The sequence below is a fragment of the Butyrivibrio sp. VCB2006 genome (assembly GCF_000420945.1).
In the GTDB taxonomy this organism is placed as follows: domain Bacteria; phylum Bacillota; class Clostridia; order Lachnospirales; family Lachnospiraceae; genus Butyrivibrio.
Genome location: NZ_ATVX01000003.1, coordinates 211,187 through 228,074, shown reverse-complemented (window position 1 = coordinate 228,074; position 16,888 = coordinate 211,187). Strand labels below are relative to the sequence as shown.

Genomic DNA, 16,888 nt, shown 5'->3' with positions numbered 1-16,888 from the left:
AATATTGTGATATTATCTGTGAAACATTAATATATAGACATAATTGTAGATTATGGTTACACAATTAAGGCCACAATATGTAGTAATTCTATGATTTTATAAGATATAAAACTAAAAATGTATAAACCATAAATCATATTTGTGATAAAATCATATTAGCGTTTTTAGAATGTGGAGGAGAAATGGGTAGAGTAATAGCAATAGCAAACCAAAAAGGAGGAGTCGGTAAAACAACGACTTCTATTAATTTGTCTGCAGCTCTGGCAGAAAGAGGAAAAAGAGTCCTTGTAATAGATACTGATCCACAGGGAAATACAACCAGCGGATTAGGACTAGACAAAAATGAACTCGAAAACACAATATATGAGTTAATGATCGGTGAATGTGATATCAAAGAAGCTGTTCATAAAGAAATATTTGAAAGACTTGATATCATCCCATCAAATGTAAACCTCGCAGCAGTAGAAATTGAACTTATCGACGCTGAGCAGAAGGAATACATCTTAAGGGAAGCAATCAAGAATGTAAAAGATGATTACGATTTTATTATTATTGATTGTCCTCCATCACTTAGCATGCTGACAGTTAATGCTATGACAACAGCTAATACTGTATTAGTACCTATCCAATGTGAGTACTATGCTCTCGAGGGACTTAGTCAGTTGGTACACACTGTTAATCTTGTAAAGGAAAGACTTAATCCGGAACTTGAGATGGAAGGTGTTGTATTCACAATGTTCGATTCCAGAACAAATCTTTCACTTCAGGTAGTTGAAAATGTTAAGGAACATATTCAGGAAAATGTTTATAAGACAATTATTCCTAGAAACATAAGACTCGCTGAAGCACCCAGTTATGGATTACCTATAAATATATATGAACCAAAGTCAGCAGGAGCAGAAGCATATAGACTTTTGGCAGATGAAGTTATAGATAGAGAATTTTAAATAGATATAACCACGAAACATATTATTGTTTCACGTGAATATATCAGGGAGGAAATAAATGGCAACAAAAAACGTAAAAAGAGGTTTGGGGAAAGGCCTCGATTCAATCATACCTGCTAAGACTAGCACTACAAAAGCAGTTAAGATTGAAGAAAAACATATTGAGGGACAGGTTGAGATTGTAAATATAACAAAGGTTGAACCTAATAGGAATCAGCCAAGAAAAACATTCGATGAGGATGCTCTTTTAGAACTTGCTGATTCTATTAAACAGTTTGGTATTGTTAACCCTCTTATTGTTACAGATAAGAAAGACCACTATGAGATAGTTGGTGGTGAGAGAAGATGGAGAGCTGCTAAGAAGGCAGGACTTAAAGAAGTACCGGTAATCATTAAAGATCTTAATGAAAGAGAAATTGCTGAGATAGCAATCATTGATAATACTCAGAGAGAAGATATCAATGCAATTGAAGAAGCTCTTGCTTACAAAAAGCTTATAGAGGATTTTGACTATACACAGGATCAGGTAGCTGAGAAGGTTTCTAAGAGTAGAGTATATATTACTAATTCTCTTCGTCTGTTGAAACTTTGTGATAACGTAAGACAGATGGTAATTGACGGACAGATTTCAACAGGTCATGCAAGAGCACTTATTTCTGTAGAAAATCCTGATGAACAGTATACACTTGCACAGAAGGTATTTGACGAGAAGTTAAGTGTTCGTGAGACAGAGAAACTTGTAAAGAGTCTTGGAAAGACAGCAAAGAAAAAGACACCTAAAACAAATGCAAGTGTTGAGGCTGTTTATGGTGAGGTTGCTGAGAAGTTAAAGCAGGCTCTTGGAACAAAAGTAGATGTATCTTCAAAGGGTGATGGAATAGGTCTCATCCAGATAGAATTCTATAACAATGATGATCTTGAGAAAATCATCGAAAGACTTTGTAAAGAAAACTAAAATAATAAAAGTTGGGGATAATATATGAATAGCAGTGTTTTTAGTGCAATGGGACTGGCAGGGTTAGATCCTGCAATCTTGTTTTTTGTAATGTTGTTTCTTTTAATTCTTGCGTTTGTGTTTATTATTCTTCAGTCAAATAAACTCAGGAAACTTGAGCGTAAGTATAACAAGTTCATGCAGGGAAAAGAAGCAGAATCTCTGGAAGATGAAATTGTTGGTTTGTTCCATGACAACAGAATGATCAGAAGTGAGAACGAAAAGAATAGAAAAGATATCATCGATATCAACAGAAGATTGAATAACTCATTCCAAAAGATTGGTTTGGAAAAGTATGATGCATTTAGTCAGAACGGAGGAAAACTAAGTTTTGCTCTTTGCATGTTAGATGAAAAGGATAACGGATTTATTTTAAACTCAGTTCATAATTCTGACGGTATGAATTATTCATATGCTAAGGCAATAAATGCCGGAGTTGCAGATGTTGAACTTAGTAAGGATGAGAGACGAGCTTTGGAACAGGCATTAGAAAGTACAAGCAGATAATTATTTATGAGTGATACACAACACTCATAATATAAATAATAACAAGTGTAAAGAATATAGTAGTATCATTTTTACACAGGAAATAATAATTTACTTTGGAGGAGATCAAGATGATCGACATTAAATTTTTACGTGAGAACCCAGATGTTGTAAGAGAGAACATCAAGAAGAAATTCCAGGATGAGAAACTTCCACTTGTAGATGAAGTTATCAAATTGGATGAGCAGAGAAGATCAAACCAGCAGGAAGCTGATGAAATTAGAGCACATAAGAACAAGATTTCCAAGGAAATCGGTGGACTTATGGCACAGGGCAAAAAAGATGAAGCTATGGCTCTCAAGGATGAGGTTGCAAAAGAGGCTAAGAGACTTGAAGAGCTTGAAGAGAATCAGAAGAAGCTCGATGAAGAGGTTACTAACAAGATGATGATCATTCCTCAGATCATCGACGAGTCAGTTCCAATCGGAAAAGATGATTCTCAGAACGTTGAGATTGAGAAATTTGGCGAGCCTGTTGTTCCTGATTTTGAAATCCCTTATCACACAGATATCATGGAAAGCTTTAATGGTATCGACCTTGATGCAGCAAGAAGAGTAGCAGGTAATGGTTTCTATTATCTTATGGGTGATATCGCAAGACTTCACTCAGCAGTAATTTCTTATGCTAGAGACTTCATGATTGATAGAGGATTTACATACTGCGTACCTCCTTTCATGATTCATGGAAATGTTGTAGCAGGTGTTATGAGCTTCCCGGAAATGGAAGCAATGATGTATAAGATCGAAGGTGAAGATCTTTACCTCATCGGAACAAGTGAGCACTCAATGATAGGTAAGTTCATTGATCAGATCGTTCCAGAGGAAGAGATGCCTAAGGCTCTTACAAGCTATTCACCTTGCTTTAGAAAAGAAAAGGGTGCACACGGTATCGAGGAGAGAGGTGTTTACAGAATCCACCAGTTCGAGAAGCAGGAGATGGTTGTAATCTGTAAGCCTGAAGATTCTAAGACATGGTACGACAAGCTTTGGAAGAATACAGTAGATCTTTTCAGATCAATGGATATTCCTGTTCGTACACTTGAGTGCTGCTCAGGTGATCTTGCAGATCTTAAGTGCAAGTCTTGTGACGTAGAGGCTTGGTCACCAAGACAGAAGAAATACTTCGAAGTTGGTAGCTGCTCTAACCTTGGCGATGCTCAGGCTAGACGTCTTAAGATCAGAATTAAGGGTAAGGATGGAAACTACCTTGCTCATACACTTAATAATACAGTAGTTGCTCCACCAAGAATGCTTATCGCATTCCTTGAGAACAACCTCCAGGCTGACGGAAGTGTTCGTATCCCAGAGGTACTTCGTCCATATATGGGTGGAAAAGAAGTTCTTGTTCCAACAAACAAGAAGGCTTAATGAAAAAGTAAAGTCAAATACCATATGATTGTTGCACAATGATCATATGGTATTGGCGCTTATGACAGAGGTGAAATCTTAGTGCATAAATTCTTGAGAGCTGTAGGCTTTTCAAAAATAAATAATAGAAAAGAATTAACTGCGCTTATTACAGCAAGTATTCAGGATGCCACAAGGAGAAATTATGTGACAACCAAGACAGATGGAATGCTTGCGGAGTTTTCCAGAGATTTTGCCGATGATATAGGAATTGCAGTTTGCGGAGAATTTGACGAGGAAGATAAATTCATTTATGAATACTATTATCCTTATCTCATTCCTTCCGAAATTAGTACAGAAGAAGATTTGAATGTTGAGAGGCATGCAGCGACCATTTCTTACGAAGGTGTTTGTAACGAACCAAGAATTGGAGTAACACTCATTTTTTATCTTTTGAATATGATTCCGTATATCAAATATGAGAACGAAGACAAATTCCCAATCAGGGGAACTACCTTGAGTCTTTCAGCTCTTTCTACAAAGGGGCAGATAATGATGCCTATTGCTAAGACTGAAGAAGAAAAAGAAGTAGCCAAGAAGAAAAACAGCTATCGTAACAAATTGATAAACAACGCAAGAAAAGGAGATGAGACTGCAATCGAATCTCTTACTCTTGATGATATGGATCTTTACACATCAATTTCCAAGAAAATCAGAAGACAGGATGTTTATAGTCTTGTAGATTCATACTTTATGCCCTTTGGTGTAGAGTGCGATCATTATTCAGTTCTCGGTGAAATAAAAGCTACCAGAAAAGTAACTAACAGGTTTACCGGTGAAGTAGTTCATATCATGAGAATCAATTGCAATGATCTGGAATTTGATCTTGGAATTAATGAAATTGATCTTCTTGGAGAGCCGGCTGTAGGTAGAAGATTTAAGGGAAATATATGGATGCAGGGTGCAATTAACTACCCGGATTCTAAGTGATTTTTTAATAAACAACAAAAAAGGAGGATTTGTTTATGGCAACACCACACAACAGTGCAGAAAAAGGCGATTTCGCTAAGACCGTCCTGATGCCAGGAGATCCATTAAGAGCAAAATTTATCGCAGAGAATTTCCTTACAGATGTTAAGTGCGTTAACGAAGTAAGAGGAATGCTGGGATTTACAGGTAAATATGAAGGAAAAGAAGTTTCAGTTATGGGACACGGAATGGGAATTCCTTCAATTGGTATTTATACATACGAACTTTTCAACTTCTATGATGTAGACAATATAATCAGAGTAGGTTCAGCAGGCGGTATGCAGGACGATGTTAATGTAATGGACATCATTTTTGCAATGGGCGCTCATACTGATTCAAATTATGGATTCCAGTTCGGACTTCCAGGAACTTTCTGCCCAACAGCAACCTATGACATTCTTGAGAAGGCAGTAAATATCGCTAAGGATAAAGGTGTAAGATACCATGTTGGTAACGTTCTTGCTTCAGATGCGTTCTACAAGAAGAATTGTGACGAGGCTGATCGTTACAGAAATCTTGGATGCCTTGCTGTAGAAATGGAGACAGTAGCTCTTTATATGAATGCAGCAGAAGCTAAGAAGAATGCTCTTACAATCCTTACTGTTTCTGATCATCTCTACAAGTCAGAGGAGCTTTCAGCTGCTGAGCGTCAGACAAGCTTCACAGATATGATGGAGATTGCTCTTAAGACAGCAATTCAGCTTTAATAATTATGAATCTAAAAATGATTGTTCCAAAACACTCGTTAAGAATTTAATCAAAGAATAATTAAGTACAGCTGTTCCAAGTATTTGAGAGCAGCTGTATTTAATATCATAGGAAATACTATCTTATAGGAAAATAATATGCGACTGATATTTGTAAGACACGGAGAGCCAAACTACGCAGATGATTGTCTCACAGACAATGGCATAGTACAGGCAAAAGCCACAGCTAAGAGACTAGAAAAAGAAAATATAAAAGAAATTTATTCATCTCCCATGGGAAGAGCGATGAAGACCGCATCTTTTACCGCTGAAAATCATGGCCTTAAGATCAAAACTCGGGATTTTATGCATGAAATTGACTGGGGCAATCAAAAAGAAGTTTCAGAAGGTGACCCGGATAAGCTTCCCTTTGATGGTCATCCATGGACCTTGGGATATAAGCTTTTAACTGAGAATCAGGAATTTATTGGCGGAAATAATTGGGAACAGCATCCATATTTTAAGAACAATAGATGCATGAATTCTTTTGATAAGATTTCAGAAGGAATAGATGAGATATTGTCCAGCTATGGACTAAAGCGTCACAACGGATATTACCTCTGTGAAGAAGAGAATCATGATACTATAGCTCTTTTTGCCCATGGAGGATCCGGTGCTGTAATGTTCTCACATGTTCTGAACATTCCTTTTCCGGTTACACTTACTATGCTTCCCTATGGAGTATGCTCAGTTTCAGTCCTTGCATTTGACGGATGCTTAGGAGATATGGTAATTCCAAGGTTTGAGATATTCAATGATATGCGTCATATGGAAAATATAGCCTTAGAGAAGATAAATTTTGATAAGTAATCTTCATAAAAATGAGCTTACTTGATAAGAGTAAGCTCTTGTGCTAATATACTATTTGTCATGTTTCCGTAGCTCAGCAGGATAGAGCGTTCGCCTCCTAAGCGAAAGGTCGTGCGTTCGAATCGCATCGGGAACACGCATGGAGTCTGGATTTCAGACTCCTTTTTTTGTTATCATTTTACTTTTCAAGAATATCTAGAACGCTCATGGCTATCTTTTCAGAATTACGAATTATGGCTTCAAGACTTTCCTTGGACTCCTCATCGTATTCTTTTTCCATGAGAAGATCAGCGTTTCCTCTGATGACGGTCAGAGGAGTCTTGAGATCATGGGCTATCTGAGCCATCTGAGCCTTTGAATCCTGTTCTTTTTTCCATTTATCTTCCATTGTGGCAACAAGCTCCCTTCGCATACCGTCAGTTGCAACGTTTATCTGATCTAGCTCGTAGATGCCTGTGTTTATGGGTGATACACTAAGGTCCTGGTTCTTCAGACTCGCTGTATAATCCAATACTTTTCTAAGGCTACTCTTAATAGTTTTTACCAGAATCACAGTTGGAATCAGTACTTCCAACAGGTATGCAAGAGCAAAGATAAAAAGGATCAGGTATTCATGAGGTGCACTTACTGTGTAGTGAATAAATGCGCTTTTATCGGGAGCATCCAGACGCAGATAAACATCCTGGCCTCTAAGCAATCTGCCATTTTCTTGACTTGACTCCTGAGCGAATTTACGAAGTGCCTTCTCCTTAGAATGTGACACCTTCACAAAGAGTTCTTCTCCATCAGATGAAACTACGATAATATCAGCCCCTTCTGGGAAAAGAGCGGTGTTTATCTCACCACATTTCTGACAATCATAGATCCAGGCTTCTACCGCTTTTTCTAAATTATCTGCTGCAAAAGAGCTTTCTCCATTAAGGAAGACAGCAATAAATACAATCGCAATAAGAGTAGTAAATCCAATTAATGTGCTGACAACTGCAATATAAATACCGATCATGCGGCTTATAGTCATGCTTCTTTTTTCCATCTGTAACCTATTCCCCATACTGTTTCAATAACGTTTCCTGCGTCAGATAGCTTTCTTCTAAGATTTTTTATGTGTTCAGTTACTGCTGATTCATCGCCATCCTTATCAAAGCCATAGATCTTTTCATAAATCTGTTCCTTGGAAAAGACCTGTCCCTTGTTACGCACAAGGAGCATAGCGATGTCAAATTCGCTCTTTGTAAGAGATAGCTCTTTTCCATTGACCTGCACAAGTCTGGAGTCAGGATAAATACTGATATTTCCATCCTTGATGCAGGCGCTGTGATCACGCTTATCACGCCTTATGTGGGCAGCAACCCTGGCTCTAAGCTCAGCGATGGCAAAAGGCTTTCTGATATAATCGTCAGCGCCAATGGACAGACCATAGATAACGTCTTCCTCCAGGGCCTTTGCACTTAAGAAGATGATGGGAGCATCTGTCTTGTCGCGGATCCTGGTCAAAAGAGAATACCCATCTTCACCGGGCATCATCACATCCATGATCAGGAGATCATAGTCTGCGAGATTCTCCGGAACCTCTTCAAAGGGCCTATGAACTGTTGTCACTTCATAATCCGAAGAGAGAGCTCTTTTTATCAATATCAGTATGTCTTTTTCGTCATCAATAACCAGTAATTTCATCAGAATTGTTCCCATCAGCTATATGTTTCTAAATCAAAATAATGAATAGGCAATAAGAGATATGCCATACAAAACGTAGATGTGGGCTGGGTAAAAGAGATAAAAGAACCTGGAATTCCCATGACCACGCTGTCCATTATAGCAGAGCATGAATATAGCTGAAAAGGCTGACATCCATTCAAAGGTTTCAAATATAAGAGTGTGAACATTAAATGATCCAATAGCAAGTGTCACAAGTCCAATTCCGTACAAGAGCTCAAAGATAATGAATGCGTAGATTCTTGTGTTCTTGTTTTTGCAAAAGCTAAAGAGATAAAGAATTACACCTTCAATAAGTGTAATTGTTCCGCCATCTTGAATCATGGTATGAAGCGGAAGTATCGTGAAGTTGATCAGGCTTGCAATGATATTAATTGTAAGGTTATCTGCAAATGGTATATACACAAAGTATATAAAGAGATATGGCAGTATTACCGGGATTGCAACTGCAAGAATCCCGATGAAATATTTCTTTTCCCTGATCCAATCAATTCCCATAAGTACTACAAGAAGTACCACAAAGCTTGAAAGCATGGCGTTTAGAGGAAAAAAGCCATCACCTCTGACTGCAAAGTCAAGTACATTGTAGAAGCCAAATCGTATGAGGCCCATGATTATTGAAATAGAGTAGATCTTGAGAAAATATCTTTTTTTGTCGTGGGTGTGGATGAAGCCTTCTATGAGGCAGAACAGGAATAAAGGAGCTGCCAGTCTGCCGAGCCATGAGAACCAAATGGGTATCATTCCTGTGAATTCGAAGAAGTAGTGAATGTGGTCCAACACCATGAATATAAGGGCCAGATATTTAAGATCAAAGCCTGTAAGACCATTTTTTAGTAAGTTTTTCATTGTGATGTCCTCCTGTATAAGGCGCAAAGCCTTTGCTTGTCTGCATTTCTTTTGTCTATGGTTAGAAGGATATCAGGCAATTATAAGGAATTTATAAGGATATTCAAAAATATGTTTTGTGTTCAAATCTAAGCGTGAACACGCATGGAGACTGGATTTCAGGATTCTTTTTTGTTACCATAAAGAAAGTAGCAAAAAGGGGGAGAACGTAGACGATGACAGATTTTTCTACTATAACGGCATGCGGTGAGTGTTGTGTTGGATGTGGGAAAAAGATAAAGGGTATATGTCCCGGATGTATAGAGGCAGAAGGACGTGTGCCTGAATGGGCTGGATCAGGAATCTGCAAAGTTTACGTTTGTTGCAGAGAACATAATGCAAAGTTCTGTGGTTTATGTGAGGAATTTCCTTGTGATAAGCTTCCACAGATGATTTCCTGGAATCCCAATATAGTGGAGCATCTTACAAAATTGAGAGATGAGTATAAGAAGAGGAATGTGAAACTAAGAAAAGCTAAAAAAGAAGATATGCATACTCTTTGGGAGATGCAAGTTGAGGCATTTACAGGTCTTTTAGAAAAGTACCAGGATTATGATATGAGTCCCGCTGCTGAGAACTATGAGCGTATCCTGCAAAAATATGATTTCGAGGTAACTACATATTTCTTCATAGTAGCCGACGGAGTTAATGTTGGGGGAGTCAGAATAATTGATAAAAAGGATGGCAGTAGGAAACGAATCTCTCCGCTTTGGATTATGCCAGAATTCCGGAACAAAGGCTATGCACAGCAGGCAATACTGGAAGCTGAAAAGATATATGGAAACGACAATTGGAGTCTTGACACTATCCTGCAGGAAGAGGGCAATATCCATTTATATGAAAAGCTTGGTTATAAAAGAACGGGGAAAATTGATAAGATAAGTGAAAACATGGATATTATCTACTTTGAAAAGAATTAGCAGATATCATCAGAGGGAGGACAGAAAATGGAGGAGTATAGCTTACAACATAAGAAAGCATGGGAATTTGATGCATATGATTTCTGGGTAAGAACGGCTGGAACACCTAAGGAGCGAGCTGCGAAGGATAAGGAAAATCCAAAAAAAATGCTTAAGCAATACGCGAACTATTTTGATTCCTATGAAGGAGTTAAAGTAGCTAATATATGCGGATCTTGTGGCAAGAAGGCAATTCCGCTTGCACTTCTTGGAGCAGAAGTTACTGTTTTCGATATTTCTGAAGCAAACAAGAAATATGCCATGGAGACTGCTGAAGCAGCAGGAGTCAAAATTGGATATGAAGTATGTGACATCATGGAAATTGACATGAGCAAATATGAAGGCTTTTTTGATGTGGTATTTATGGAAGGTGGAATCCTTCACTATTTCCATGACATCGATGCTTTCATGGAGGTTATGAATAAGGTATTGAAACCAGATGGAAAGATGATCTGCAGTGATTTCCATCCATTTACAAAAATCTCAGATGTACTTGGATTGCAGCAGCCAACTATGAGTTATTTCTCTACCGAAGTATTCGAAGGAGAGATGGCACACGCTAGATTCTATGATGATGAAATCCGTAAGCAGATTCCAAAGTGTCATTATCGAAAATATACAATCAGCGAGATTATCAACTCTATAATTGCAAATGGCTTTACTGTAGAGAGATTTGATGAGCATCCGTCATGGGAGAATGATATGCTTCCAGGAGAATTCACGGCTATTGCAAGAAAGATTGCAAGAAAGAAATGATATCATAATTATTTAATATTCTTTTAACTTTGTTTTTGTTTCATTATAGCTTACAAGAGTTTATACTTCATGGCAGACAGTAGACGAGTATGCCTTAAAAAATAAAATAATGGGTAAACCCGGAGTAATCCGGCGACACAAAGCTATAGGGACTTTTAGGAGTCAGCCAGTTGCAACTAATATGTATGAAGCATTACTGGCGAAGTGATGCTTCTTTTTTATGTGGATAATGAAGGAAATATTATGAGAGTAAATTCCTTTTTACAAAGAAAACTAGTTTTTTTATATGCCCTATGTATTTTTCTTACGTATTTTTCTTTTTCGATAGTAGAAACCAGTGCGCAAGAGACAATCCTTGAATATAGTGGATACGCATCAATAGCTCTAAATAACAACGTACCTCAATTCTCCAGTCAGGAATTATCTACCAATGCTTATGAAACATACGGAGCACTGGACAAGCTAGGAAGATGTACTACTGCAATTTCTTGTATTGGAACAGAACTAATGCCTACGGAAAGTCGCGGATCTATCGGAATGATAAAGCCAACAGGCTGGAATCAGAACAAGTATCCGGGAATTGTAGATTCCAACCCTCCGTATCTATATAACCGATGTCATCTGATAGGGTATCAACTGACAGCAGAGAATGCCAACGAGAGAAATCTTATAACAGGCACTAGGTACTTCAATATAGAAGGCATGCTGCCTTATGAAAATAGCGTGGCAAATTATATAAAGAGTACCGGAAATCATGTCATGTACAGGGTGACACCTTACTTTGAGGGAAATAATTTACTTTGCAGCGGTGCTCAAATAGAGGCATATTCTGTAGAAGATAATGGTAAGGGCATTAGCTTCAATGTATTTTGTTACAATGTACAGCCCGGAGTAGTAATCGATTATAAGACAGGAAAGAATTACCTGGATGAGAATTATACTGCTCTAGCAACAACGCAGAATGCAGCTAATGCCACTACAAATAACAACAAGGTTGAACAGCCTCAGCAGCCCAGTACTACACCGGCTTTAAGCACAGCTTCGTATGTGGCAAACAAGAACACAAAGAAGTTTCATTATGCGTCATGTAGTAGTGTCCAGAGCATGAAGGAAAAGAACAAATTGTATTACGAAGGATCAAGAGATGACCTTGTTAGCCAAGGGTATGATCCGTGTAAAAAGTGTAATCCATAGCATGGTTCATCATAATAATTGATTATGATAAAATGATAAGTGAAGTTTTGATAAGAGAGGATTCCTATGAATAAAACAATAAATAAGTATCTTATGACTTTGTCACTTGTATTGGTAATGGTTACAGGCCTTTTTGGAGTGAATACTAAGGTATATGCAGCAAGTGGAGATACCACTGTTTACATAACTAAGTCCGGAAAATGCTATCATTCAGATGGTTGCAGCAGTCTTAGTAAAAGTAAAATAGAAACAACTTTGCAGAGCGCTGTAGACAAGGGCTACAAGGCATGTTCAAAGTGTAATCCTGTAACGTTAGATTCTAGCTCTAGTAAGGCTACAGATAGTACAACAGCAGAAAAGAAATCAGCTTCTTCCAAAAAAGAAACTGCTACAACAAGCAAAGCATCTGTTAGCACTTCAGTTGGCAAAGCGACTGGAAAGTCTTCTACAGGTACTACAAGTAATTCATCCAAGAGTGCTCAGAAGACTGATAAGAAAGCAAGTACTGATGATAAGAGCACAAGCGTAGAGAAGACTGAGAAAACAGAAACAACATATGTACTGAATACTAGCACTAAGAAGTTCCATTATTCTTCTTGCAAAGATGTAAAGAAAATAAAAGCAGAAAACTATGCCACATCTACATCAAGCAGAGATGACATAGTAGGACAGGGATATTCTCCTTGTGGACATTGCAATCCATAAATATCATCAGGCTCCGTTTTATACGGAGCCTGATTTTGTATTTAAGTACTTTTTTAGTGTTGATATATGCATAGGATAGAAAGACTCCTCATTATCTCTTAGCATAGTTCTCAAATCATTTAGAGAAACCCATCTAATATTTTTCGATTCATTAGATTCGTTTAACTCTTTTCCATTTGCTCTACAAATGAAGACTTGAACCATTATCGGATAATCACCATCAACATTCTGGGAACATGCAAATGGTGTATAATTCAATACTTTATAATTATTATGATTGATTATTTCTGCATCTTCCTCTCCTTGAATATATGTAACCTCGAGCCCCGTCTCTTCAAATATCTCTCTTCTCAAACAATCATAAATATTCTCGAATTCTCTAATTTTACCTGCTGGTATTTCAAACAATCCATTTTCATGATCATTTCCTTTATATCTTTCCTGCAAAAGAATGAATAATTCCCCATCAATATTTCTTTCTATTATTCCTCCTGCAGCAGGTTTAGAAAATAACTCTGTCATATTGAGCTTGCCTCCAAATTTATAATGCATTTTTAATTCGTCTTAATATAAAATGATACAAATTAATCTAGTGATTCTCAATTATATTTATAATGAATGAACCGAATTTAAAGACTTTGAGTTTAAATCAAAGCGGAAACATGCATGGAGACTGGATTTCGGGCTCCTTTTTTGTTACCATAAAGAAAGTAGCAAAAAGGGGAGGACAAAAGGCAATGCTTTTCAAATACTGTGCTGAATGCGGACATGAACTTGAAGATATTAAATGCGGGGATGATGAGTGCAAGATTTGTCCTTCATGCAAAAGAATCTATGGGAGAAATCCTATTCCTGTTGTTGAAGTTTTGGTTGTAAATGAGTTTAATGAAATACTCCTTTTGAAACAGAACTATATTTCTGAGGATAAGTGGACAGTAGTATCAGGATATATGGTTGAAGGAGAGACCATAGAAGAAGCTGTTGCACGGGAAGTTAGAGAAGAGACCGGCCAGATAGTAAATAAATGTCAGTATGTATCAAGTTATTACTTCGAGCCAAAGCAGCTTATCATGATAGGCTTTATCGCTTATGTAAAAAAATCAGATTTTGTTGATTCTGTGGAAGTAGACGACCTTAAGTGGTACAAAATGGATGAAGTTGATAGTGTAATAGCAAGAGTAAATAACTGCTCAGGAATGCACTTTGATAAGTGTAGAGAATACCTGAAATCAGGAGCAAAGGGAGCGAGATTACTATGTGCGGTATATGTGAAAGAATAAATGAAACTAAAGAGGGGAAGAATCCATCAGATGACAACAGACCTAGTAGCGAAGAGCTAGAGGAAATGAAAGAAAAGCTTCTTTGTGAACTAGATAAACTGTTATAACAAAAACAGGAGAAATATTGTGGCTAAGATAATATTTGTCTCAGGGCCTTGTGGCTGCGGAAAGTCAACATTTGTTGATGCATACGCAAGGCATCTTGTTGATGAAAATAAGAAAACAGTATATGTGATACATGGCGATGATTTTCATGCCGGATTTGTTGAAGTAGAAGATAAGGACAGTTTTTGTGTGGACGGGGAAGCTTCCGATAAAGTCATGTGGGAAGATATCCTTAAGTTCAACTGGGATTGCATTATCGATACAGCTGACAGAGCAATTAAGCAGGGGATGGATGTTCTGATTGATTATGTAATCGAGGATGAGCTTCCAAGGGTAAAAGAGCTTGCGGCGAAGAATAATGCTGAGCTTTTCTACATAGTTCTTACAGCCAGTGAGGATGAGTTGGAAAAAAGAATAAGAAACCGCGGTGATCTGGACATGATAGAGCGAGCTAAGTTTTTGAAAAAAGAACTTGATGCTATGCCTGAAAATGCGGGCCATCTGTATGATAATTCCAATAAAAGTATAGATGAAATGGCTTTAGAGATTTCTTTAGAGGATTATAGAATTAGCTTTTGAGTTAAAAAAATAGTTGAATACGCGAGGAGGTAAACTGATGAAATGAAAAGGCTGGAATTGTCTATCACCGGGAAGGAATAATTGGTGACTATGATGATTTTGACGATATTGAGGAATTGATTCAGTTCATAAAGACAGGAAGACGAGAAAGGAACGACTATGAAGATTAAAAAACTGAAATATGTAGGAGTTATCATGGCAGCTGTAATCAGTATGGCTGGTTGCGCAAATGCTACAAGTACAGATGCGACAGTAGTAAATGAGGCTACAAGCACCGAGAACATTGACAATACCAATGCGAATGAGACTACAGACAGCGAGACCGTTGATAATGCAAAAGAAAGTTCAGATGTAAGTACTGAGAAGGCAGAACGTGTCTATGCTACCCCAAAGGAGAAAGTCGACAGTGTGACACCGCAGGATGACCTTGATCTTACGCAGGATTTATTTGTTAAAAAGATTGATGGATTATCTGATGATTTCATTTGCGGAATGGATGCATCATCTGTGCAGGTCCTTGAGAACAGTGGAGTTCGTTACTACGACTTTGAGGGAAAAGAGTGTGATGTATTTAAGACTCTTTCTGAGGCAGGAGTTAACTACATCAGGCTGCGAGTGTGGAACGACCCTTATAACGAGGAAGGCTACGGCTACGGCGGCGGAAACAATGACATTGAGACCGCGCAGGCGCTTGGAAAAAGAGCTACCGAATATGGGATGAAAGTCTGCATAGATTTCCACTATTCGGATTTCTGGGCAGATCCAAAGAGGCAGCTTGCTCCCAAGGCATGGGAGGGCATGAGTGTAAGTGAAAAGAGTGTTGCACTTCACGATTACACGCTGGAGTGCCTTAACATGCTCCTTGAAAACGGCGTTGATGTTGGAATGGTGCAGATTGGTAACGAGATCAACTACGGTATGAGCGGAGAGTCGCTACAGGCGAATGTGACAAAGCTTCTTAGCGAGGGCAGCAAGGCTGTAAGAGAAGCCGCTAGTTCTTTTGACAAGGATATTAAGATTGTTGTTCATTACACAAACATCGAGGATAACGAGCAGGTTAAAAACAGGGTGACAAACCTGGGACTTGCAGGTGTTGACTATGATTATATCGGCCTTTCTTATTATCCTTTCTGGGACGGCGATTTTGAAAACATGCAGTCCGTTGTGAAGATGATAAGAGATGAATTTGGAAAAGAGGTATTTCTTGCGGAGACTTCTTATTGCTATACATCTGTGGATGGCGATGGAAGTGGAAATAGCGTATCCGGAACAGATGATATAGTGGACGGATATCCTGCAACAGTTCAGGGACAGGCCAACATGCTTCGCGACACCATGGCAGCAGCAAGTGACGCAGGTGCGCTGGGAATTTTCTACTGGGAAGGTGTATGGCTTCCTGTTGGTGCCGCTACTGATGACAACTCTTCAATCTGGGAGACCTACGGAAGCGGCTGGGCAAGTAGTTATGCAGGAAAATATGACCCAGATGACGCAGGGCTTTACTACGGCGGATGCTCCTGGGAGAATCAGGCGCTCTTTAGCTTTGACGGACATCCACTGCCATCACTTAATACCTTCAAGTATGTAAAGACAGGACATGATGCAGAGCTTAGAATCGATGCAGTTCCTGATGTATATTTGTCTTTTACCACAGGAGAAGAAGTTAAGCTTCCGGAGGATGTCAGCGTAATTTATAACGATACTTCCAAGAATAAAAACGTTGCAGTTAAATGGGACACAGAAGCTGCTTCCAAGATAGACAATTCGGTGGCAGGAAAATATGAGATTTGCGGCACTGTAGATGATGGCAGCGTGCTCACCTGCTACATAGAAGTCAATCTTCCAAATGCAGTATTGAACCCAAGCTTTGAAGAGGACGACACATCCATGTGGGAGGTCAGAGCGGAAGGGTCCGATATAACCGACTATCAGGACAAAGCAGACGATGCTCACACGGGAACAAAGGCACTACATTTCTGGGCAGGAGATGGCAAGTCAGAATTTAAGTTATTCCAGAAGATAGACGGATTATCTGCAGGAACATACAGCCTTCAGTGCTTTGCTCAGGGCGGCGACATGACAGACGACTCCGAGCTTATTCTCTATGCGCTAGTTAATGGCAAGACTTATTCCGAGTCCTTTATGGTAACTAATTGGGCAGAGTGGAAGAATCCGGTGATCGATGACATAGAGATTGCAGATGGCGATTCTGTAGAAATTGGTGTCCACTACAAGGTCAACAAAGGAAGCTGGGGAACAGTCGACGACTTCGTGCTTGAGAAAAAATGAGG

18 protein-coding genes, 1 tRNA gene, 1 pseudogene and 1 riboswitch are annotated in these 16,888 nt (G+C 38.6%); of the genes and pseudogenes, 16 read left to right on the top strand and 4 right to left on the bottom strand.

Features of this window, described 5'->3' with window-relative positions; genetic code table 11:
- The first annotated feature begins 182 nt into the window (after positions 1–182).
- From G613_RS0103830 to G613_RS0103795, 8 genes are all read left to right on the top strand, one after another.
- Positions 183–947, top strand: a complete 765-nt coding sequence (locus G613_RS0103830; RefSeq protein ID WP_029231398.1) for a ParA family protein — start codon at positions 183–185, stop codon at positions 945–947.
- A gap of 58 nt (positions 948–1,005) precedes the next feature.
- A complete protein-coding gene (locus G613_RS0103825; protein WP_029231397.1) occupies positions 1,006–1,902 on the top strand; it encodes a ParB/RepB/Spo0J family partition protein in 897 nt (298 codons plus the stop codon).
- A 24-nt stretch (positions 1,903–1,926) separates the two neighbouring features.
- Positions 1,927–2,448, top strand: a complete 522-nt coding sequence (locus G613_RS0103820) for a DUF4446 family protein (protein WP_029231396.1) — start codon at positions 1,927–1,929, stop codon at positions 2,446–2,448.
- A 110-nt stretch (positions 2,449–2,558) separates the two neighbouring features.
- A complete protein-coding gene (gene serS / locus G613_RS0103815; RefSeq protein WP_029231395.1) occupies positions 2,559–3,854 on the top strand; it encodes a serine--tRNA ligase in 1,296 nt (431 codons plus the stop codon).
- 81 nt (positions 3,855–3,935) lie between these two features.
- Positions 3,936–4,823, top strand: a complete 888-nt coding sequence (locus G613_RS0103810; protein WP_029231394.1) for a DUF3881 family protein — start codon at positions 3,936–3,938, stop codon at positions 4,821–4,823.
- Between the two features lie 35 nt (positions 4,824–4,858).
- Positions 4,859–5,569 carry a purine-nucleoside phosphorylase gene (gene deoD / locus G613_RS0103805; RefSeq protein ID WP_029231393.1) on the top strand — a complete coding sequence of 237 codons (711 nt, stop codon included), beginning with the start codon at positions 4,859–4,861 and terminating at the stop codon, positions 5,567–5,569.
- Between the two features lie 138 nt (positions 5,570–5,707).
- Positions 5,708–6,418, top strand: coding sequence for a histidine phosphatase family protein (locus G613_RS0103800; RefSeq protein ID WP_029231392.1), 711 nt, complete (start codon positions 5,708–5,710; stop codon positions 6,416–6,418).
- Between the two features lie 62 nt (positions 6,419–6,480).
- Positions 6,481–6,554 (top strand) — tRNA-Arg (locus G613_RS0103795).
- A gap of 42 nt (positions 6,555–6,596) precedes the next feature.
- On the opposite strand, the gene G613_RS0103790 is transcribed toward G613_RS0103795, so the two are convergent.
- From G613_RS0103790 to G613_RS0103780, 3 genes are read right to left on the bottom strand one after another with little or no spacing between them, the layout of a single operon-like run.
- Positions 6,597–7,451: a histidine kinase dimerization/phospho-acceptor domain-containing protein gene (locus tag G613_RS0103790; RefSeq protein WP_029231391.1), complete on the bottom strand. Its 855-nt coding sequence runs from the start codon at positions 7,449–7,451 to the stop codon at positions 6,597–6,599.
- A complete protein-coding gene (locus tag G613_RS0103785; RefSeq protein ID WP_330361437.1) occupies positions 7,433–8,092 on the bottom strand; it encodes a response regulator transcription factor in 660 nt (219 codons plus the stop codon). The genes G613_RS0103790 and G613_RS0103785 overlap by 19 nt, the downstream gene beginning before the upstream one ends.
- A 33-nt stretch (positions 8,093–8,125) precedes the next feature.
- Positions 8,126–8,980, bottom strand: a complete 855-nt coding sequence (locus tag G613_RS0103780; RefSeq protein WP_029231389.1) for a TraX family protein — start codon at positions 8,978–8,980, stop codon at positions 8,126–8,128.
- Between the two features lie 215 nt (positions 8,981–9,195).
- On the opposite strand from G613_RS0103780, the gene G613_RS19800 reads away from it, so the two are divergent.
- The 4 genes from G613_RS19800 (at position 9,196) to G613_RS0103760 (ending at position 12,633) form a co-directional block, all read left to right on the top strand.
- Positions 9,196–9,939, top strand: coding sequence for a GNAT family N-acetyltransferase (locus G613_RS19800; protein WP_029231388.1), 744 nt, complete (start codon positions 9,196–9,198; stop codon positions 9,937–9,939).
- Between the two features lie 27 nt (positions 9,940–9,966).
- Entirely contained in the window at positions 9,967–10,734 is a 768-nt protein-coding gene (locus G613_RS0103770) for a class I SAM-dependent methyltransferase (protein WP_029231387.1), read from the top strand.
- A gap of 102 nt (positions 10,735–10,836) precedes the next feature.
- Positions 10,837–10,912: riboswitch (cyclic di-GMP riboswitch) on the top strand.
- Positions 10,913–10,977: 65 nt separating this feature from the next.
- On the top strand, positions 10,978–11,928 hold the full coding sequence (locus G613_RS0103765) for a DNA/RNA non-specific endonuclease (protein WP_081647773.1): 951 nt from the start codon (positions 10,978–10,980) through the stop codon (positions 11,926–11,928).
- A 66-nt stretch (positions 11,929–11,994) separates the two neighbouring features.
- Positions 11,995–12,633 carry a hypothetical protein gene (locus G613_RS0103760; protein WP_029231385.1) on the top strand — a complete coding sequence of 213 codons (639 nt, stop codon included), beginning with the start codon at positions 11,995–11,997 and terminating at the stop codon, positions 12,631–12,633.
- Positions 12,634–12,651: 18 nt separating this feature from the next.
- On the opposite strand, the gene G613_RS0103755 is transcribed toward G613_RS0103760, so the two are convergent.
- A complete protein-coding gene (locus G613_RS0103755) occupies positions 12,652–13,155 on the bottom strand; it encodes an NUDIX hydrolase (RefSeq protein ID WP_029231384.1) in 504 nt (167 codons plus the stop codon).
- Positions 13,156–13,370: 215 nt separating this feature from the next.
- Between G613_RS0103755 and G613_RS0103750 the strand changes: the two genes are divergently transcribed.
- The 4 genes and pseudogenes from G613_RS0103750 to G613_RS0103735 all read left to right on the top strand — a co-directional run bounded on the left by G613_RS0103750 (position 13,371) and on the right by G613_RS0103735 (position 16,886).
- Complete coding sequence (locus G613_RS0103750) at positions 13,371–13,913, top strand: NAD(+) diphosphatase (RefSeq protein WP_029231383.1); 543 nt, start codon at positions 13,371–13,373, stop codon at positions 13,911–13,913.
- A 126-nt stretch (positions 13,914–14,039) separates the two neighbouring features.
- On the top strand, positions 14,040–14,597 hold the full coding sequence (locus tag G613_RS18430) for an AAA family ATPase (RefSeq protein WP_029231382.1): 558 nt from the start codon (positions 14,040–14,042) through the stop codon (positions 14,595–14,597).
- Positions 14,598–14,638: 41 nt separating this feature from the next.
- A pseudogene (locus tag G613_RS20100) lies at positions 14,639–14,767 on the top strand (DUF3795 domain-containing protein); the annotation flags it as partial.
- Positions 14,757–16,886 (top strand): glycosyl hydrolase 53 family protein, encoded by a 2,130-nt coding sequence (locus G613_RS0103735; RefSeq protein WP_029231381.1) that lies wholly within the window; start codon positions 14,757–14,759, stop codon positions 16,884–16,886. The pseudogene G613_RS20100 and the gene G613_RS0103735, both read left to right, overlap by 11 nt.
- Positions 16,887–16,888: the final 2 nt, after the last annotated feature.

What these genes read in the sequence shown, in the direction of transcription:
- G613_RS0103770 (WP_029231387.1), top strand. Translation starts at nt 9,967, where the DNA reads ATGGAGGAGTATAGCTTACAACATAAGAAAGCATGGGAATTTGATGCA.
- G613_RS0103755 (WP_029231384.1), bottom strand. Translation starts at nt 13,155, where the DNA reads ATGACAGAGTTATTTTCTAAACCTGCTGCAGGAGGAATAATAGAAAGA.
- G613_RS0103765 (WP_081647773.1), top strand. Translation starts at nt 10,978, where the DNA reads ATGAGAGTAAATTCCTTTTTACAAAGAAAACTAGTTTTTTTATATGCC.
- G613_RS0103790 (WP_029231391.1), bottom strand. Translation starts at nt 7,451, where the DNA reads ATGGAAAAAAGAAGCATGACTATAAGCCGCATGATCGGTATTTATATT.
- G613_RS0103780 (WP_029231389.1), bottom strand. Translation starts at nt 8,980, where the DNA reads ATGAAAAACTTACTAAAAAATGGTCTTACAGGCTTTGATCTTAAATAT.
- G613_RS0103760 (WP_029231385.1), top strand. Translation starts at nt 11,995, where the DNA reads ATGAATAAAACAATAAATAAGTATCTTATGACTTTGTCACTTGTATTG.
- G613_RS0103820 (WP_029231396.1), top strand. Translation starts at nt 1,927, where the DNA reads ATGAATAGCAGTGTTTTTAGTGCAATGGGACTGGCAGGGTTAGATCCT.
- G613_RS0103830 (WP_029231398.1), top strand. Translation starts at nt 183, where the DNA reads ATGGGTAGAGTAATAGCAATAGCAAACCAAAAAGGAGGAGTCGGTAAA.
- serS (WP_029231395.1), top strand. Translation starts at nt 2,559, where the DNA reads ATGATCGACATTAAATTTTTACGTGAGAACCCAGATGTTGTAAGAGAG.
- G613_RS0103750 (WP_029231383.1), top strand. Translation starts at nt 13,371, where the DNA reads ATGCTTTTCAAATACTGTGCTGAATGCGGACATGAACTTGAAGATATT.
- deoD (WP_029231393.1), top strand. Translation starts at nt 4,859, where the DNA reads ATGGCAACACCACACAACAGTGCAGAAAAAGGCGATTTCGCTAAGACC.
- G613_RS0103800 (WP_029231392.1), top strand. Translation starts at nt 5,708, where the DNA reads ATGCGACTGATATTTGTAAGACACGGAGAGCCAAACTACGCAGATGAT.
- G613_RS19800 (WP_029231388.1), top strand. Translation starts at nt 9,196, where the DNA reads ATGACAGATTTTTCTACTATAACGGCATGCGGTGAGTGTTGTGTTGGA.
- G613_RS0103825 (WP_029231397.1), top strand. Translation starts at nt 1,006, where the DNA reads ATGGCAACAAAAAACGTAAAAAGAGGTTTGGGGAAAGGCCTCGATTCA.
- G613_RS0103785 (WP_330361437.1), bottom strand. Translation starts at nt 8,092, where the DNA reads ATGAAATTACTGGTTATTGATGACGAAAAAGACATACTGATATTGATA.
- G613_RS0103735 (WP_029231381.1), top strand. Translation starts at nt 14,757, where the DNA reads ATGAAGATTAAAAAACTGAAATATGTAGGAGTTATCATGGCAGCTGTA.